Annotated in this window: 18 protein-coding genes; 13 read left to right on the forward strand and 5 right to left on the reverse strand. The window is 76.4% G+C overall.

Annotation, left to right across the window (positions count from 1 at the left end; translation table 11 throughout):
• Positions 1 to 41: 41 nt before the first annotated feature.
• From dapE to JD78_RS01015, 6 genes are all read left to right on the forward strand, one after another.
• On the forward strand, positions 42 to 1,160 hold the full coding sequence (gene dapE, locus JD78_RS00990; RefSeq protein ID WP_208103940.1) for a succinyl-diaminopimelate desuccinylase: 1,119 nt from the start codon (positions 42 to 44) through the stop codon (positions 1,158 to 1,160).
• Complete coding sequence (locus JD78_RS00995; protein WP_153356578.1) at positions 1,157 to 1,972, forward strand: LOG family protein; 816 nt, start codon at positions 1,157 to 1,159, stop codon at positions 1,970 to 1,972. Before dapE ends, JD78_RS00995 begins: the two co-directional genes overlap by 4 nt.
• Positions 1,973 to 1,974: 2 nt before the next feature.
• A complete protein-coding gene (locus tag JD78_RS01000) occupies positions 1,975 to 2,328 on the forward strand; it encodes a DivIVA domain-containing protein (RefSeq protein WP_153356580.1) in 354 nt (117 codons plus the stop codon).
• Entirely contained in the window at positions 2,321 to 2,791 is a 471-nt protein-coding gene (locus JD78_RS01005) for an SRPBCC family protein (RefSeq protein WP_153356582.1), read from the forward strand. The genes JD78_RS01000 and JD78_RS01005 overlap by 8 nt, the downstream gene beginning before the upstream one ends.
• 148 nt (positions 2,792 to 2,939) lie before the next feature.
• Entirely contained in the window at positions 2,940 to 3,650 is a 711-nt protein-coding gene (locus JD78_RS01010; protein WP_153356584.1) for an ABC transporter ATP-binding protein, read from the forward strand.
• Positions 3,647 to 4,969 (forward strand): hypothetical protein, encoded by a 1,323-nt coding sequence (locus tag JD78_RS01015; RefSeq protein WP_208103941.1) that lies wholly within the window; start codon positions 3,647 to 3,649, stop codon positions 4,967 to 4,969. The genes JD78_RS01010 and JD78_RS01015 overlap by 4 nt, the downstream gene beginning before the upstream one ends.
• Here the strand turns inward: JD78_RS01015 and JD78_RS01020 are convergent.
• The 4 genes from JD78_RS01020 to JD78_RS01035 are packed head-to-tail and all read right to left on the reverse strand — an operon-like array spanning position 4,966 to position 8,064.
• Complete coding sequence (locus JD78_RS01020) at positions 4,966 to 5,463, reverse strand: hypothetical protein (protein ID WP_153356586.1); 498 nt, start codon at positions 5,461 to 5,463, stop codon at positions 4,966 to 4,968. The two genes, JD78_RS01015 and JD78_RS01020, sit on opposite strands and share 4 nt — an antisense overlap.
• Positions 5,460 to 6,716: a molybdopterin-dependent oxidoreductase gene (locus JD78_RS01025; RefSeq protein WP_153356588.1), complete on the reverse strand. Its 1,257-nt coding sequence runs from the start codon at positions 6,714 to 6,716 to the stop codon at positions 5,460 to 5,462. The genes JD78_RS01020 and JD78_RS01025 overlap by 4 nt, the downstream gene beginning before the upstream one ends.
• Complete coding sequence (locus JD78_RS01030; RefSeq protein ID WP_153356590.1) at positions 6,713 to 7,384, reverse strand: TIGR04282 family arsenosugar biosynthesis glycosyltransferase; 672 nt, start codon at positions 7,382 to 7,384, stop codon at positions 6,713 to 6,715. Before JD78_RS01030 ends, JD78_RS01025 begins: the two co-directional genes overlap by 4 nt.
• Positions 7,381 to 8,064, reverse strand: a complete 684-nt coding sequence (locus JD78_RS01035) for a glycosyltransferase family 2 protein (RefSeq protein WP_153356592.1) — start codon at positions 8,062 to 8,064, stop codon at positions 7,381 to 7,383. Before JD78_RS01035 ends, JD78_RS01030 begins: the two co-directional genes overlap by 4 nt.
• Before the next feature lie 79 nt (positions 8,065 to 8,143).
• On the opposite strand from JD78_RS01035, the gene JD78_RS01040 reads away from it, so the two are divergent.
• From JD78_RS01040 to JD78_RS01050, 3 genes are read left to right on the forward strand one after another with little or no spacing between them, the layout of a single operon-like run.
• Positions 8,144 to 9,496 carry a hypothetical protein gene (locus JD78_RS01040; protein WP_153356594.1) on the forward strand — a complete coding sequence of 451 codons (1,353 nt, stop codon included), beginning with the start codon at positions 8,144 to 8,146 and terminating at the stop codon, positions 9,494 to 9,496.
• 44 nt (positions 9,497 to 9,540) lie between these two features.
• Positions 9,541 to 10,446, forward strand: coding sequence for a DMT family transporter (locus tag JD78_RS01045; RefSeq protein ID WP_153356596.1), 906 nt, complete (start codon positions 9,541 to 9,543; stop codon positions 10,444 to 10,446).
• A 21-nt stretch (positions 10,447 to 10,467) separates the two neighbouring features.
• The gene (locus JD78_RS01050; protein WP_153356598.1) at positions 10,468 to 12,000 is read left to right on the forward strand and encodes a carboxylesterase/lipase family protein; all 1,533 of its coding nucleotides are present in this window, start codon (positions 10,468 to 10,470) and stop codon (positions 11,998 to 12,000) included.
• A gap of 52 nt (positions 12,001 to 12,052) precedes the next feature.
• On the opposite strand, the gene JD78_RS01055 is transcribed toward JD78_RS01050, so the two are convergent.
• Entirely contained in the window at positions 12,053 to 13,111 is a 1,059-nt protein-coding gene (locus JD78_RS01055) for an NAD-dependent epimerase/dehydratase family protein (protein WP_153356601.1), read from the reverse strand.
• A gap of 26 nt (positions 13,112 to 13,137) precedes the next feature.
• Between JD78_RS01055 and JD78_RS01060 the strand changes: the two genes are divergently transcribed.
• The 4 genes from JD78_RS01060 (at position 13,138) to JD78_RS01075 (ending at position 15,907) form a co-directional block, all read left to right on the forward strand.
• The gene (locus JD78_RS01060) at positions 13,138 to 13,710 is read left to right on the forward strand and encodes a DNA-3-methyladenine glycosylase I (RefSeq protein WP_153356602.1); all 573 of its coding nucleotides are present in this window, start codon (positions 13,138 to 13,140) and stop codon (positions 13,708 to 13,710) included.
• A 133-nt stretch (positions 13,711 to 13,843) separates the two neighbouring features.
• Positions 13,844 to 14,011: a DUF3117 domain-containing protein gene (locus JD78_RS01065; RefSeq protein ID WP_064972432.1), complete on the forward strand. Its 168-nt coding sequence runs from the start codon at positions 13,844 to 13,846 to the stop codon at positions 14,009 to 14,011.
• A gap of 83 nt (positions 14,012 to 14,094) precedes the next feature.
• A complete protein-coding gene (locus JD78_RS01070) occupies positions 14,095 to 15,639 on the forward strand; it encodes a leucyl aminopeptidase family protein (RefSeq protein WP_228394898.1) in 1,545 nt (514 codons plus the stop codon).
• Positions 15,640 to 15,730: 91 nt separating this feature from the next.
• The gene (locus JD78_RS01075) at positions 15,731 to 15,907 is read left to right on the forward strand and encodes an antitoxin (RefSeq protein ID WP_228394899.1); all 177 of its coding nucleotides are present in this window, start codon (positions 15,731 to 15,733) and stop codon (positions 15,905 to 15,907) included.
• The last annotated feature ends 46 nt before the right edge of the window (positions 15,908 to 15,953 follow it).

The following is a 15,953-nucleotide window of genomic DNA, read 5'->3' on the forward strand; positions in this document are numbered from 1 at the left end:
GTGCGGGGCGGTCACGGGCCGGGCCTGATTAGGCTCGGCCCGTGACCGATCCCGCCCCGCTGGACCTGACCGCCGACGTGCTGACCCTCACCCGGGCGCTGGTCGACACCCCGTCGGTCTCCGGGGCGGAGCAGCCGCTGGCCGACGCGGTCGAGGCGGCGCTGCGCGGGCTGGGCGGGCTGGAGGTCGAGCGCGTGGGCGACACCGTGCTGGCCCGCACCAACCTCGACCTGCCCACCCGGATCGTGCTCGCCGGGCACCTGGACACCGTGCCGGTCGCGGACAACCTGCCCAGCCGGGTCGAGACCGTCGACGGCGAGGAGCGGCTCTACGGCTGCGGCACCAGCGACATGAAGGCCGGCGACGCGGTCATGCTGCGGCTGGCCGCGCGGTTCGGCGTCCCGGGGGCCCGGCCGGCCCGCGACGTCACGTTCGTCTTCTACGACAACGAGGAGGTCGAGGCGGTGCGCAACGGCCTGGGCCGGGTCGCCCGCGAGCGCCGCGGCTGGCTCTACGGCGACCTCGCGATCCTGCTCGAGCCCACCGACGGCGTCGTCGAGGGCGGCTGCCAGGGCACGCTGCGCGTCGTGCTCACCGTGCCCGGGAAGCGCGCGCACAGCGCCCGGTCCTGGCTCGGCGTCAACGCCGTGCACGGCGCGGCCGGCATCCTCGCCACCCTCGCCGGGTACGAGGCGCGGCAGGTGGAGATCGACGGCCTGCAGTACCGGGAGGGGCTCAACGCGGTGCGGATCGAGGGCGGGGTCGCCGGCAACGTCGTCCCCGACGAGTGCCGGGTGACGGTGAACTTCCGCTACGCCCCCGACCGCGACGAGGACGCCGCGGAGGCGCACGTGCGCGAGGTGTTCGCCGACGCGCTGGCCGCCGGGGTGACCTGCGAGGTCACCGACTCCTCCGGCGGCGCGCTGCCCGGCCTCGGCGAGCCGGCGGCGGCAGACTTCGTGGCGGCCGTGGGGCAGCCGCCGCGGGCCAAGCTCGGCTGGACCGACGTGGCCCGGTTCGCCGCCTTCGGCATCCCCGCGGTCAACTACGGCCCCGGAGACCCCAACCTGGCCCACCAGGCCGGGGAGTACACGCGCATCGACCGGCTGCAGCCGGCCGAGGACGCCCTGATCGCCTACCTCAGCGGGAGCGACGCATGAGCTCGACCGAGAACGGACGCCGCCCGCGGCCCACCCGCCACCGCGGCCCGATCACGCTGCGCGGGGGAGAGCCCGACCCGCAGGCCGAGGGCTCGACCACCGACCAGCGACTGCTGGACCGGCGCGGCCCCACCGACTGGGTGCACGCGGACCCGTGGCGTGTCCTCCGCATCCAGAGCGAGTTCGTCGAGGGCTTCGGCCTGCTCGCCGAGCTGCCGCGGGCGGTCAGCGTCTTCGGCAGCGCCCGCACCCCGCGCGACTCCCCGTACTACGAGACCGGGGTGCAGCTGGGTGCCGCCCTGGCCGAGGCCGGCTACGCGGTGATCACCGGTGGCGGCCCGGGGGCGATGGAGGCGGCCAACAAGGGCGCCTGCGACGCCGGCGGCATGTCGGTGGGCCTGGGCATCGAGCTGCCGTTCGAGCAGGAGCTCAACGAGTGGGTCGACGTCGGCATCAGCTTCCGCTACTTCTTCGTGCGCAAGACGATGTTCGTGAAGTACGCCCAGGCCTTCGTCATCCTGCCCGGCGGCTTCGGCACCCTGGACGAGCTGTTCGAGGCGCTCACCCTGGTGCAGACCCGCAAGGTCACCCGCTTCCCGGTGATCCTGTTCGGCTCGCAGTACTGGTCCGGGCTGCTGGACTGGATCCGCAGCACGATGGCCGAGGCCGGCACCGTGAGCCAGAAGGACCTGGACCTGCTGCACGTCACCGACGACGTCGCCGAGGCGGTGGCGATCATCTCCGCCGCCGAGGCCGAGCGGGAACGGGACCCGGCCGCGGACGCACCGCCGCCGGCCCCGGTCGACGACTGACCGTGTCCGCGGTCGTCTTCGTCCTGGGCCTGCTCGTCGTCGGCGGGCTGCTCTTCCTCGGCGGCTCGCTGCTGCTGGGCCGGGGGGAGACCCAGCCCCCGGCCGACCCCGCGCGCTCGCCGGTCGAACTGCCCGACGACCGGCCGGTGGTGGCCGCCGACGTGCGAGCGCTGCGGATGTCGGTCGCCGTGCGGGGCTACCGGATGAGCGAGGTCGACTGGCTGCTGGACCAGCTCGCGACGGCCCTGGACGAGCGCGACGAGGAGATCGCCGCGCTGCGCGCCGACGCCGCTCGGCGGGACGACCCGCACACCGATCAACCCGTGGACCACCCCGAGGAGCGCACCGATGCCTGAACTGGTCGAGCGGATCGACGTCGACGCACCGCCGGAGCAGGTGTTCGCGGCCCTGGTCGACTGGGAGCGCCAGGGGGAGTGGATGGTGCTCACCGACGTCGAACCCGACGACGACGGCGGCGCGCAGGGCGTGGGCGGCCGGATCGCCGCGGTCACCGGCGTCAGGCTGCCCTTCGGGCTGTTCGGCGGGCGCCGCATCGGCGTGCTGGACACCATGCTGGTGACCCGCTGGGAGGCGCCGCGCCGGGTCGACGTCCGGCACACCGGGAAGGTCGTGCGCGGCACCGGCACGTTCGAGGTGCTGCCCCGCGGGGAGAACGGGTCGACGTTCGTGTGGACCGAGGAGGTCGACCTGCCGCTGGGCGCGCTCGGCCGGGCCGGCTGGCCGCTGGCCCGCCCGGTGATCGCCGCCGCCTACCGGGTGTCGCTGCGCCGGTTCGCCGCCTACGCGCGCGCCCACTGACCGGCGGCGGCCCGCTCGACGTCCCGGGCCGCCGCCCGCTCCTCCCGCCGGGGAGGACGGTGCCGTACGACCGCCGGTGGACACCGGCGGTCGAGGATCCGCCCCCGGGGCGACGCGGCCGGGGGCCCGGCCGCCCGACGATCAGGGCATGACAGCAGTGCTCTCCGCCCGCGAGGTGCGGATGACCTACGGCGCCGGCCCGACCGCGGCGCACGCGCTCGCCGGCGTCGACCTCGACGTCGGCCCCGGGTCGCTGGCGGTGATGGGGCCGTCGGGTTCGGGCAAGACCACGCTGCTGCACGTGCTCGCCGGCATCGTGCGGCCGACGTCGGGCTCGGTGACCTGGCGCGGGCAGGACCTGGCCCGGCTCTCCGACGCCCGGCGCACCGCGCTGCGCCGCACCGACTTCGGGTTCGTCTTCCAGTCCGGCCAGCTGCTGCCGGAGCTGCCGGCGGTGGAGAACGCGGCGCTGCCGCTGATGCTGGCCGGGGCCGGCCGCCGCACGGCGACCGCCCGGGCCGCGGAGTGGCTGGGCCGGCTCGGCCTGACCGGGCTGGAGCAGCGCCGCCCGGGGGAGCTGTCCGGCGGGCAGGGGCAGCGGGTCGCGATCGCCCGCGCACTGGTGGGCGAGCCGGGCGTGGTCTTCGCCGACGAGCCGACCGGGGCGCTGGACGCCGCCACCGGGCAGGAGGTGCTGCGGCTGCTGGTCAGCGCGACGTCGGCGGCCGGCGCCGCGCTCGTCGTCGTCACCCACGACGACCGGGTGGCCGCCGGGTGCGACCGGGTGGTGACCATGGCCGACGGCCGGCTGGTCGACGATCGGCGCACCACCCCGGCCGCGGGTGCGGTGCCGCGGTGATCGCCGCGCTGCGGCTGTGGGCGGGCCTGGCCCGCCGGCAGGGCGGTGACCGGCTGACCACCGGTCTGGCGGTGCTCGCGTTCACCGCGGTGACGTGGGCGCTGCTGACCACCCTCGGCGGGGTGCACGCCTTCGTCGAGCGTGCCCGGGCGGAGGCCGAGGGCTTCGACGAGCTGATCTACGTGGTGCTGTCGCTGACCGCGGCCGCGCTGATCCTGGTGCCGCTGGTGACCCTCGGCGGCGCGGCGGCCCGGCTGGCGGTCGCCCGGCGGAACGCCCGGATGGCCGCGCTGCGGCTGGCCGGGGCGACCACCGGGCAGGTGTCGGCGATGGCGGTGGCCGAGGCCCTGACCCAGGCGGTGGCCGGCGCACTGCTCGGGGCGGTGCTCCACGGCGCGACGCTGCCGCTGGTCGCCCTGCTGCCGTTCCAGGGGCGCACGTTCGACGTCGCCGAGCTGTGGGTGGGCGGCTGGGCGGCGATCGCGCTGCCCGCCGTCCCGCTGGTGGCGCTGGTCTCCGCGCTGGCCGCGCTGCGCCGGGTGGCGATCAGCCCGCTCGGGGTGGCCCGCCGGCTCCCGCCGAAGCGGCTGTCGTGGACCCGGCTGGTGCCGCTCGTGGCCGTCGGCGGGGTGTTCGCAGCAGCTGCCGGCGGGATGTTCCAGGTCGAGCTGGTGTTCCTCCTCGCCATCCTGCTGGTGACGCTGGCCGGGGCCATGTGGGTGTTCACGCTGGTCGGGCCGTGGCTGGTCTCGGTGATCGGCCGGGTCGCCGTCCGCCGGGCGCACAGCGTGCCGACGCTGCTGGCCGCACGCCGGCTGGTCGACGACCCGAAGGCCGCCTGGCGCAGCGTGGGCGGGGTGGCGCTGATCGCCTTCGTGGCCGGCGTGCTCAGCGTGAGCCCGGCGATGTCGGCCACCGCCGAGGAGGCGGATCGGTACCTGGGCATCGACATCGCCACCGGGACGGCGGTCACCCTGGTGATCGCCGCGCTGCTGGCCGCGGTCTCGACCGGGGTGACCCAGGCCGGCCGGGCGCTGGACTCCGCCACCGAGTACCGGGCGCTGCACCTGGCCGGCACCGAGGTGGGTACGCTGCACGCCGCGCGGATGCGGGAGACCGCCCTGCCGCTGGTGGTGTGCGTGGGCGGGGCGTCGGTCACCTCGCTGCTGATGATCACCCCGTACCTCGACTCGCTGGCGCAGGAGCCGATCGGGCTGGTGCTGTTCGCCGGCTCCGTCGTCGTGGGGTGCGCGCTGGTGCTGGCCGGCACCGCGGCCAGCCGCCGGATGGTCGACCGCGCTGCGCGGTCGCTCGCCTAGTGCCCCTGGCGGCGGGCCCGGCGGACGGCGACCAGCGCCCACACCGCGGCGACCAGCCACACCGCCAACACGATCAGCAGCAGGTTCCGGTCGTAGTCGCGCGGCAGGAACGACGGGTCGCCGGGGTCGCCGCCGAAGCCCAGGACGAACGGCAGCGCGACGAGCGACAGCACACCGCTGACCAGTGCGGCGACCACCACGGGCCCCCGCGCGGGCCGGGGGAGGAACCGGGCGGCGAGCCAGCCCAGGCCGATCCAGAGCGGTGCGATCACCAGGTCGTGCAGCAGTGCGCTGCCGAGGAACCAGGTGCCCCAGGCCAGCAGCGGCACCCGCCCACCCGCGCCGACCAGGCCGAACGCCCCGTAGCCGACCGCGGCCAGCCCGGGGACGAGGAACAGCCAGCGCCACCACGGGGTCAGTGCCGAGGTGGCCGGCCGCCTCGGGTCGGATGCGTACGGGGTGGACCCGCCCGCTGTGCGGGAGCTGGTGCTCATGCGCCGATCCCGCCGGTGCCGGGCGCGATCCGGGTGATCCACTTGGTCTGCATGACGCCGGGCCGGTTGGGCGCGATCAGCCGCACCGGGTAGCCGTGGTCGAGGTCCAGCGGCTCGCCGGACAGCTGCAGCGCCAGCAGCGTCCGCGGGCTGGTCGCGTGCGGCGGGCGCACCGTCGAGACCCGGTAGAGCCCGCCGGTCTGCAGCGACTCGACGGTCACCGAGGTGTCCGCCGGGATGCCGGCTGCCGCCAGCACGTCGCGGAGCCGGGGGCCGGTCCAGTCGCCGTCCGCGCTCCACCCCTCGACGCAGGTGATCGGCAGCCGCTCGGTGTGCTGGTCGAAGCCGGCCAGGTCGGCCAGGCTGAGCTCCAACCGTTCCGGGCCCTCCACGACCAGCCGGAAGGCGGGATCGACCGCGGTCTCGGTGACCCCGGCACCGGCAGCGGTCTGGTTGACCGGCACCCCCTGGGGGCCGACGCCGGGCGCTCGCGGGGCGAGGCCGGAGACCGGGCTCAGCGCGCTGATCGTCTGGCCCCAGGTGGTCAGGGCGACCGCCCCGACGCCGAGGCCGGTGGCCAGCACGAAGGTGCGCCGGGACACCGCGCCGTCCTCCGCGGCGGCATCGGTGGCGGCCACCTCGTCCGCCTGCGCCGCGGCCAGCCCGGCGGTCGCCGCAGGAGAGCCACGGCGGGCCAGCCCCCGCCGGATCTGCGGGGCGTAGGCGCCGACGTGCACGGCGACGGCGCCGATGGCGATCCAGCCGGTCCAGTAGTGCGCGACCGTGAAGAAGAAGCCGAACGGGTACCACTGGCTGATGTTGATCAGGCCGGTGGCCAGCTGCATGACGCCGGCGCCCACCAGCACCAGGATCGACAGCCGGCTGACCACCCCGGCCACGGTGGACACCGGCGGCCAGCGGAACAGCTCCGGGTAGACCGTCCACAGCTTGACCAGGATCAGTGGGATGGCTGCCAGGCCCACGGCGACGTGGGTGCCCTGGGTGACCCGGTACAGCCACACCGGCTCGGCCGGCCAGGTGAACCAGCCCGGTGGCTGCTGGATCCAGTGGCTGATCAGCCCGGTGCCGAAGCAGACCAGGAAGGCCGCCCCCAGCCACACCCCGACCCGGGCGGTGCGCCGCTCGGAGTGCAGCGGACTGGGGAAGGCACCGCGCCGGAAGGGGCCGCGGCGCAGCCCCTCCGGGGGGTCGGGCAGCCGGGCGCCGAGCAGCCGGTCCAGGGCGGCGGTCACGGCAGCCCCGCCGCCACCTCGTCCACGGTGCGGCGGGTGCGGCTGTCCGGCGGGCAGAGCGCGGCCACCGCGACCGCGTCGGGGAAGTGGTCGACGTCGGTGAGCTGCGGCAGGTCGAGCACGGTCAGCCCGGCGCCCTCCAGCGCGGCCCGGGTCAGCACCGCGGTGTCGTCGCGGGACATCGGCACGTCGGGCAGCACCTGCGCGCCGTCGGGGGAGTGCAGGCCGAGCGCCCACCAGCCGCCGTCGGGGGCGACCCCGAGGACCGCCGTCCCCGGACCGGCGTCGACCAGCCGGTCCAGCGAGGCCGCGAGCAGCTCCGGGGTCACCTGCGGGGTGTCCATCCCGATGAGCAGCGTCGGGGTGGTCGCGTGTGCCCCGGCCATCGCGTCGGCGAAGGCGGCGGCCAGCCGGGTGCCGAGGTCGCCGTCGACCTGCGGGACGACGACGCAGCCGGACAGGTCGAGGTCCCGGGGCGCGCCGTCGAGGGCGACCACCCGGCGGGCGACGTCGCTGGCCCGGACGACGTCGAGGGTGTCGCCGACCGCGGCCGAGGCGATCGCGGCGGCCTGCTCGGGGGTGCACGGCGGGGTGAGCCGGGTCTTGCTCCTGCCCGGCACCGGCGCCTTGGTGATCACCAGCAGCTGGGTCACCGTCGTCGGGGTCATCGCGCCAGCACCTCCCGCATGTCCCGGATCGTGCGCAGCGTGCCCAGCGCGGTGCCGGTCACCTTGGACTTCGTCCCCTCGGCGCGGGGGGCGTAGTCGACGTCGACCTCGATGATCCGCCAGCCGGCGTCGGCGGCCCGGGTGACCATCTCCAGCGGGTAGCCGAACCGGCGGTCGGTGATGCCCAGGGCGAGCAGCGCCTCGCGGCGTCCGGCGCGCATCGGCCCCAGGTCGCGCAGCGCCAGCCCGGTGCGGCGGCGGAGCATCACGCTTAGCGCGGTGTTGGCGACCCGGGCGTGCAGCGGCCAGGCGCTGCGGTGCGTGGGCCGGCGCCGGCCGAGCACCAGGTCGGCCTCCCCGGCCAGCACCGGGTCGGCGACCGTCGGCAGGTCGGCGGGGTCCATCGAGGCATCGGCGTCGCAGAAGCAGACGACGTCGGCGGTGGCCGCCTCCAGCCCGGCGTGCGCGGCGGCGCCGAACCCCCGCTGAGGCACGTGCACGACGGTCGCGCCGTGGTCGGCGGCGATCTGCGCCGAGCCGTCGGTCGAGCCGTTGTCGGCCACGATCGCGCGGTAGCCGGCGGGCAGCCGGGTGAGCACCGCGGGCAGCGCTCCGGCTTCGTTCAGGCAGGGGAAGACGACGTCCGGCACGAACGGACGGTAGCCGGGTTCGACGGTCATCGCCTGCTGTTCGGTCGTGGACCACCGATCGGATGACCTCGACCGGCCGGCCCGGCGCCGCGCCCCTACTCTCGACCCGGTGCAGACGGCGCCCGCTCCGGTCGAGTCCCCGCGGGGCGGGCAGCGCCGGCCCCTGGTCGCCGTCGCGCTGACCGCGCTCGTCGTCGTGGTCACCGGGTTCGTCGGCTGGCGGCTGAGCGAGAACGGCGTCGTCCTCCACCTGCTCGGCGGGTACGTGCTGCGCGGCGGCTTCGGCGTGGTGCTCACCCCGGCTGTGCTGCTGCCGGTGGCCGTCGGGCTCGCCGGCGTGCTGTGGGGGCCGGCGCTGGCTGCCCGGGCGAGCTGGCGGCTGCTGCTGCCGGCGTCGGCGCTCGCCTCCGCCGGCTGGGCCGTGGGGTTGGCGCTGAGCTCCGGGGTGCACCGGCTGACCGAGCCGCTGGACTCGGTCTACGAGTACCCGAACGACGTGCCCCGGGTGGGCTCGATCGGCCAGTTCCTGTCCGGGTTCGCCGCCTCGGTCCCGGCCGACTCCGCGGACCCGTGGACCACCCACGTCGCCGGCCACCCACCCGGCGCCCTGCTCGCCTTCGTGGCCCTCGACCGGCTGGGCCTCAGCGGACTCGGCTGGGCGGCGGCGCTGTGCGTCGCCGGCGGGGCGCTCGCCGTCCCCGCGGTGCTCGTCACGGTGCGGGCGGTGGCCGACGAGGCGAGCGCCCGGGTGGTGGCGCCGTTCCTGGTGCTCGCGCCGGTCGCGCTGTGGGTGGCGACCAGCGCCGACGCGTTCTTCGCCGGGGTGGCCGCCTGGGGCGTCGCGTTGCTCGCGACGGCGGCCGCCCGTGCGCCGGGCCTCGCGGCCGACCTGCGTGCCCTCGGCGGGGGGGTGCTGATGGGGGCGGCGTTGTTCCTCTCCTTCGGGCTCACCGCGCTCGGCCTGGTCGTGCTCGTCGTGGTGCTGGTGCACCGTGGGCGGCTCGGCTGGGTCGGGGTGGCCCGGGTGCTCGGCGTCGGCGCGGTGGGCGTGCTGCTCGTGGTCGCCGCCTTCGCCGTCGGCGGCTACTGGTGGGTGGAAGGCTTCACCGTCGCCGGGGACCGGGTGCGCTCCGGCCCGTCGTACGCGAACCGGCCGCTGCCGTTCTTCCTGGTCAGCAACCTGGCCGCCGGTGCGCTGGCCATCGGGCCGGCCGCGGTCGCCGGTCTCGCCTCGCTGCGCCGCCACCGGCTGGCGCTGGTGCCGCTGGCCGCGCTCGCCGGCGTCCTGGTCTCCGACGCCACCGGGCTGGTGCGCGGGGAGACCGAGCGGATCTGGCTGCCGTTCTACGTCTGGCTGCTGGTGGCGACGGTTTTCCTGCCGCCGCGCCAGCGCCGGGTCTGGCTGGCGGCCGCGGTCGTGCTGGCGATCGCGATCGAGGTCGTCGTCCGCACCGAGTGGTGACCCGCGCATGATGTCCCGGTGACCGGGGTGTCGGGGGTGGTTCGGTGAGCCGGCGGGGCTGGGCGCTGTTCGTCGCGATGGCGGTGATCTGGGGCGTCCCGTACCTGCTGATCAAGGTCGCGGTCGGCGAGTTCTCCCCGGTGCTGGTCGTCTTCGCCCGCTGTGCGATCGGTGCCGCGGTGCTGCTGCCCTGGACGATCGCCCGCGGCCAGCTGCGCCCGGCGCTGCGGCACTGGCGGGCGCTGCTGCTGTTCACCGTGCTGGAGATGACCGGGCCGTGGCTGCTGCTGTCCTGGGCCGAGCAGTCGCTGTCCAGCTCGCTCACCGGGCTGCTGGTGGCCGCCGTCCCGTTCGTCGCGGCGCTCACCGCCCGGCTGGCCGGCGACGAGGACCGGCTGTCCCCGGTGCGGGTGGTGGGCATGCTGATCGGCGTCGTCGGCATCGCCGCGCTGCTCGGGCTGGACGTCGGGGGCGCCCAGCTGTCCGCGATCGGCGCCGTCGCCCTGGTGGTGGTCGGTTACGCGACCGCGCCGATGGTGGTCACCCGCGCGCTGCCCGACGTCCCCGGCGTCGCGGTCGCCGCCATCGCGCTGACGGTCACCGCGCTGGTCTACGCCCCGTTCGCGCTGCCCCAGGTCGGCGAGCTGCCCGGCGCCCCGGCGGACGCGCTGGTGTCGGTGGCCGTGCTCGGGCTGGTCTGCACGGCCCTCGCGCTGGCGCTGTTCTTCGCGCTGATCCGCGAGGCCGGGCCGCAGCGGGCACTGGTGATCACCTTCGTGAACCCGGCGGTCGCCGTCCTGCTCGGGGTGCTGCTGCTCGACGAGCCGTTCACCCTCGGCCTGGCCGTCGGCCTGCCGCTGGTGCTGCTCGGCTGCGTGCTGGCCACCCGCCGCAGCCCCACCCGCCCCCGTCGCTCGGAGCTGACCGAGGTCGACAGCGCCGTCCCCTGACCCCCACCCGAGGAGCAGTCCATGACCGAACCGTCGACGTCGCCGGTGGTCCGTACCCGTGCCGGCGCGGTCCGCGGCCGCACCGAGCAGGGGCTGGCGGTGTTCCGCGGCATCCCGTTCGCCGCCCCGCCCGTGGGCCCGCTGCGGTTCCAGGCACCGCGGCCCGCCCGGCCGTGGGACGGCGTCCGCGAGGCCGACGTCTTCGGGCCCCCGCCGCCCCAGGCGCCGATGGGCCCGCCGCCCCCGGAGCCGCCCCACCCGGGGCCGGTGCGGCACGACCCGACGGACTGGCTGACCCTGAACGTGTGGACACCGGACCCCGGCGCCACCGGGCTGCCGGTGCTGGTCTGGGTCTACGGCGGCGCCTACCGGATGGGCCGCGCCGACGTGCCCGAGTACGACGCCGCCGCCCTGGCCCGCACCGGCGCCGTGGTCGTCACCGCCAACCACCGGGTCGGCGTCGAGGGCTGGGCGGAGTTCGACGGCGCCCCGGCCAACCGTGCCCTGCTCGACGTCGAGGCGACGCTGCGCTGGGTGCAGGCGGAGATCGCGGCGTTCGGCGGGGACCCGGCGCGGGTGACGGTGTTCGGTGAGTCGGCCGGGGCCGGCATCATCGCCGGGCTGCTGGTGATGCCGACGGCCCGCGGGCTGTTCGCCCAGGCGGTGCTGCAGAGCGTGCCCGGCACCTGGTTCACCCCGGAGCTGGCGCGCGACGTGGGCGCCGAGCTGGTCGCGCCGCTGGGCCTGCCGGCGACGGCGGCCGCGCTCGCCGACGTCCCACCGCAACGGCTGGTGGACGCCCTCACCGAGCTCGACCGGCGGCTGCCGCAGCTGGACCGCTGGGGGTTGGTGTCGCACACCCCGACGCCGTTCTCGCCGGTGGTCGACGGCGAGGTGCTGTCCACCGACCCGTGGACCGGGCTGACCGGCGGCGCCGCGCGCGACGTGCCGCTGGTGGTCGGGCACAACCGGGACGAGTGGCGGCTGTTCCTCGCGCTGGGCGGCCAGGTCGGCACCGTCACCGAGGAGCAGGCGGCCACGGCGATGGCGGTGTTCGGCCCGGGGGCGACGCCGGAGACGCGGATGCGGGCGGCGTACCCGGAGGCATCGCCCGAGGAGCTGTTCGTCCTGGCGCACTCCGACCGGATGTTCCGGGTGCCGAGCCTGGACGTGGCGCGGGCGCAGACCGCGGGCGGCGGCCGGGCGCACCTGTACGAGCTGACCTGGCCCGCGCCGGGCGGAGGTGGCGTGTTCGGCGCCTGTCACGCCCTCGACGTCCCGCTGGTGTTCGGCCGGCTGGACGCCGGCCTCGGCGCGCAGCTGCTGGGCACCCCGCCGCCGGCCGAGGCCGCCGAGGTCTCCGCGCAGCTGCAGGGCGCCTGGACCGCCTTCGCCCGGGACGGCGACCCCGGGTGGCCGGCGTTCGACGAGCGGCGGGCGCTCACCCGGGTGTTCGACACCGGCGAGCGGGGCGGCGTACGGCCCTACCCCGAGCAGCCCACCCGCGACCTGTGGCGGGGCGCGCCGATCAGCCTGCTCGACCTCCGCGCCTGACCCCGTACCCGTCCCGCCGACATGGCCATCTCGGCGGGACGGCGAGGTGCGCTCAGGGGGCGGGGCGCAGGGGGGCGGTGGCGAACTCGCGCATGCCGTCGGCGAACGTCACCTGCGCGCGGAAGCCGAGCTCGGCCTCGGCCCGCGCGGGGGAGGCCACCACGTGCCGGACGTCGCCGATGCGGTACTCGCCGGTGACCTCCGGAGCCGGCCCGCCGAACGCCTCGGCCAGCGCGGCGGCCATGTCGCCGACGCTGTGCGGCACCCCCGACGCCACGTTGTACGCGCGCAGGGCCGACTCCGGGGGAGTGGCCTCCAGCGCTCGCAGGTTCGCCTGCGCCACGTCGCTGACGTGCACGAAGTCGCGCATCTGGCCACCGTCCTCGAAGACCCGCGGCGCCCGGCCGCCCTCCAGGGACGACCGGAAGATCGACGCGACCCCGGCGTAGGGGGTGTCCCGCGGCATGTGCGGGCCGTAGACGTTGTGGTACCGCAGCGCGACCGCGCCACCCCCGGTCGACCGGGCCCACGCCGACGCCAGGTGCTCCTGGGCGAGCTTGGTCGCGGCGTAGGTGTTGCGCGGATCGGCCGGGGTGTCCTCACCGACCTCGCCCCAGCTCAGCTGCCGGCCGCAGACGGGGCAGGGCGGCTCGAACGCGCCGGCGTCCAGGTCGGCCCGCCGCCGCGGCGCCGCGGGGACGACGCCGTGCTCCGGGCACTCGTACCGGCCCTCGCCGTAGACCACCATCGAGCTCGCCAGCACCAGCCGGCCGACGTCGGCGCGGGCCATCGCGGCCAGCAGCACCGCCGTGCCCAGGTCGTTGATCCCGGCGTACTCCGGCATGTCCTGCACGTCGACGCCGAGGCCGACCATCGCCGCCTGGTGGCAGACGGCGTCCACCCCGGCCAGCGCCCGGTCGACGGTCGCGGCGTCCCGGACGTCGCCCTGGGTCAGCTCCACCCCGTCGAGGCCGGGGACGCCGTCGGTGTAGCTGGGGTGGACCGCGGGCAGCAGGGCGTCGAGCACCCGCACCTCGTGTCCGGCCGCACGGCAGGCGGCGACGACGTGCGAGCCGATGAAGCCCGCCCCTCCGGTGATCAGGATGCGCACGAGCGCAGACGCTAGCTTCGGCACCCGTGGAGCGCCCCCGGAGCACCGACGACCTGCAGCGCTGCGGCTGGGCGACGAGCGCGCCCGAGTACGTGACGTACCACGACGAGGAGTGGGGCACCCCGCTGTCCGGGGACGACGCGCTCTACGAGCGGCTCACCCTCGAGGCGTTCCAGTCGGGGCTGTCCTGGATCACCATCCTCCGCAAGCGGCCGGCCTTCCGGGCGGCGTTCGCCGGCTTCGAGATCGAGGTGGTCGCGGAGTTCACCGACGACGACGTGGCGCGGCTGATGGCCGACGCCGGCATCGTCCGCAACCGGGCGAAGGTCACCGCAGCGGTCGCCAACGCCCGCGCGGCGCTGGCCGTGCCCGAGGGGCTCTCGGAGCTGCTGTGGTCGTTCGCGCCGTCCGGGCCGCGGCCCCGACCGCGGACGCTGGCCGACGTGCCGGCCACCTCGGCGGAGTCGGTGGCGATGGCGAAGGAGCTGAAGCGACGCGGCTTCCGGTTCGTCGGACCGACCACCGGCTACGCGCTCATGCAGGCCACCGGGATGGTCGACGACCACGTCGCGACGTGTTTCCGGGCCGGTCCCGCCTGACCCGTCCGGGCCGCGCCGGAGGGTCCGGGTTGGTCGATCGGCCCCCCATACGGGATCATGGCACCCGGTTCTCTGCACAACTGGTGCCACACCGCGGCCGTCCGGCCGCGGGTGGCGGGCGAAGGAGGCACGCATGGCGGCCATGAAGCCGCGCACGGGTGAGGGTCCCCTCGAGGTCACCAAGGAGGGCCGCGGCCTGGTCATGCGCGTCCCGCTGGAGGGTGGCGGCCGGCTGGTCGTCGAGCTGTCCCCCGACGAGGCGAGCGCCCTCTCCGAGGCCCTGAAGGGCGCGATCAGCTGAACACCGCCGCGAGCCTGCCCCCGGGCAGCCCCGCGGGCGACGACACGGCCCCGGCCGTCGGCACCACGCCGGCGACCGGGGCCGTGTCGCGCCTGCCGTCCCCGCGGGTCACCGTCGTGCCCGCGCTGCCGGTCCTGGGCCCGGACGACGTGCTGGCGGTGCCCGTCGGCGCACAGGGCGCACTGCCGCCCTGGCTGACCGGCCCGGACGCCGGCGAGCCCCCGGTCGACCCGGAGTTCCTGGCGGGTGCGCTCGCGGACACCGGCAACGGCGGCAAGCCGGGCGGGATCACCAACGTCCCGGTCCCGGGCCGGCGGCCGCGCAGCGTGGTCGCGGTCGGCGTCGGTGACGGCACCGTCCCCGACCTGCGCAGCTACGTGGGCGTCGCGGTCCGCCGCGCGCAGACCCTCGCCGAGCACGGCGCCCGCCGGCTGGTGCTGCCGCTGGACTCCGCCGCCGGTCCCGCCGGTGCGGAGGAGGTGCGCGCCGCCGTCGAGGCCGTCGTGCTCGCCGGGTACCGCTTCCGCGCGACGTCCACGCCGCACCCGCCCCGGCTCGAGGAGGTGGCGGTGGTGGCCGCCGACGCCGACGACCCGGCCGTCGCCGCCGGGGAGCTCGCCGGCGCGGTCGCCGCGGACGCCGTCGCCTGGGCCCGCGACCTGGTGAACACCCCCAGCGACACCAAGGACCCGGCCTGGCTCAGCGACCAGGTCATCGCCCGGCTCGCCAGGCTCCCGCACGTCGACGTCACCGTGCTCGGCCCGGGCGAGCTGCGCGCCGGAGGCTTCGGCGGGGTGCTCGCCGTCGGCGGCGGCTCGGCCTCGCCACCGCGGGTGGTCGTCGTCCGGTACGCCCCGCCCGGGGCGGGGGAGTCCCGCCCGGTGCTGGTCGGCAAGGGCATCACCTTCGACACCGGTGGCCTGTCGATCAAGACCACCGCCGGCATGCGCGAGATGAAGACCGACATGGCCGGCGCCGCGACCGTGCTCGCCGCGGTCGACGCCGCCTCCCGGCTGGAGCTGCCGGTCGGGGTCACCGCGGTGGTCGCGCTCGCCGAGAACGCGGTCTCCGGATCGGCCTACCGCCCGGCCGACGTGGTCCGGCACGTGGGCGGGCGCACCACCGAGGTGCGCAACACCGACGCCGAGGGGCGCCTCGTGCTCGCCGACGCCCTGGCGTACGCGCACGCCGAGCTGGGCGCGAGCGTCCTGGTCGACGTCGCCACCCTGACCGGTGCGATGAAGACGGCGCTGGGCGCCCGCACCGCGGGGCTCTACGCCACCTCCGACGGGCTGGCCGACGCGCTGCTCACCGCCGCCGGGCACGCGGGGGAGTCGTTCTGGCGGATGCCGCTGGCCGAGGAGCACGTGTCGCACCTGCGCCCGCAGCTGGCCTCCGACGTCGCCGACGCCAACAACGCGCCGGGCAACCCCGGGTCGACGACGGCGGCGCTGTTCCTGCAGCCGTTCACCGGCGGCCTGCCCTGGGCCCACCTGGACGTCGCCGGCCCGGCGCGCGCGGGCAGCGACGCCGCCGAGGTGGTCAAGGGCGGCACCGGGTTCGCCGTCCGCACGCTGCTGCGGTGGCTGGCGGCGGGCGCACCGGTGGCGGACGACCGGATCGGCTGAGAGGTGTTCCGGGGTCGTGCCGCGGGCATGGCAGTCCCCGACGTCGCGCCGCAGGGCGCGGCCGGATGCGAGGGGGACCACCGTGGGCATGATGGACAAGGCCAAGGGCGCGCTGAACAGCGACAAGGGCGAGCAGCTCAGCGACAAGGGCCTGGACAAGGGCGAGCAGTTCGCCGACCAGAAGACCGGCGGCAACCACGACGCGCAGATCGACAAGGGTCGCGACTTCGCCGACGACCGGATCGGCCGGCCCGGCGACGGCAGCTGATCCACGGCATCACCTGATCCTCGGGGCCGGCGCCTGGAACCGGGCG

Origin of the sequence: Modestobacter roseus, assembly GCF_007994135.1 — a bacterium.
GTDB classification, from domain to species: Bacteria; Actinomycetota; Actinomycetes; order Mycobacteriales; family Geodermatophilaceae; genus Modestobacter; species Modestobacter roseus.

Bases quoted from the DNA above. Each gene is read 5' to 3' on its own strand.
- JD78_RS01005 (WP_153356582.1), top strand. From the start codon at position 2,321: ATGCCTGAACTGGTCGAGCGGATCGACGTCGACGCACCGCCGGAGCAG.
- JD78_RS01035 (WP_153356592.1), bottom strand. From the start codon at position 8,064: ATGACCGTCGAACCCGGCTACCGTCCGTTCGTGCCGGACGTCGTCTTC.
- JD78_RS01065 (WP_064972432.1), top strand. From the start codon at position 13,844: ATGGCGGCCATGAAGCCGCGCACGGGTGAGGGTCCCCTCGAGGTCACC.
- JD78_RS01030 (WP_153356590.1), bottom strand. From the start codon at position 7,384: ATGACCCCGACGACGGTGACCCAGCTGCTGGTGATCACCAAGGCGCCG.
- JD78_RS00995 (WP_153356578.1), top strand. From the start codon at position 1,157: ATGAGCTCGACCGAGAACGGACGCCGCCCGCGGCCCACCCGCCACCGC.
- JD78_RS01010 (WP_153356584.1), top strand. From the start codon at position 2,940: ATGACAGCAGTGCTCTCCGCCCGCGAGGTGCGGATGACCTACGGCGCC.
- JD78_RS01075 (WP_228394899.1), top strand. From the start codon at position 15,731: ATGGACAAGGCCAAGGGCGCGCTGAACAGCGACAAGGGCGAGCAGCTC.
- JD78_RS01020 (WP_153356586.1), bottom strand. From the start codon at position 5,463: ATGAGCACCAGCTCCCGCACAGCGGGCGGGTCCACCCCGTACGCATCC.
- JD78_RS01050 (WP_153356598.1), top strand. From the start codon at position 10,468: ATGACCGAACCGTCGACGTCGCCGGTGGTCCGTACCCGTGCCGGCGCG.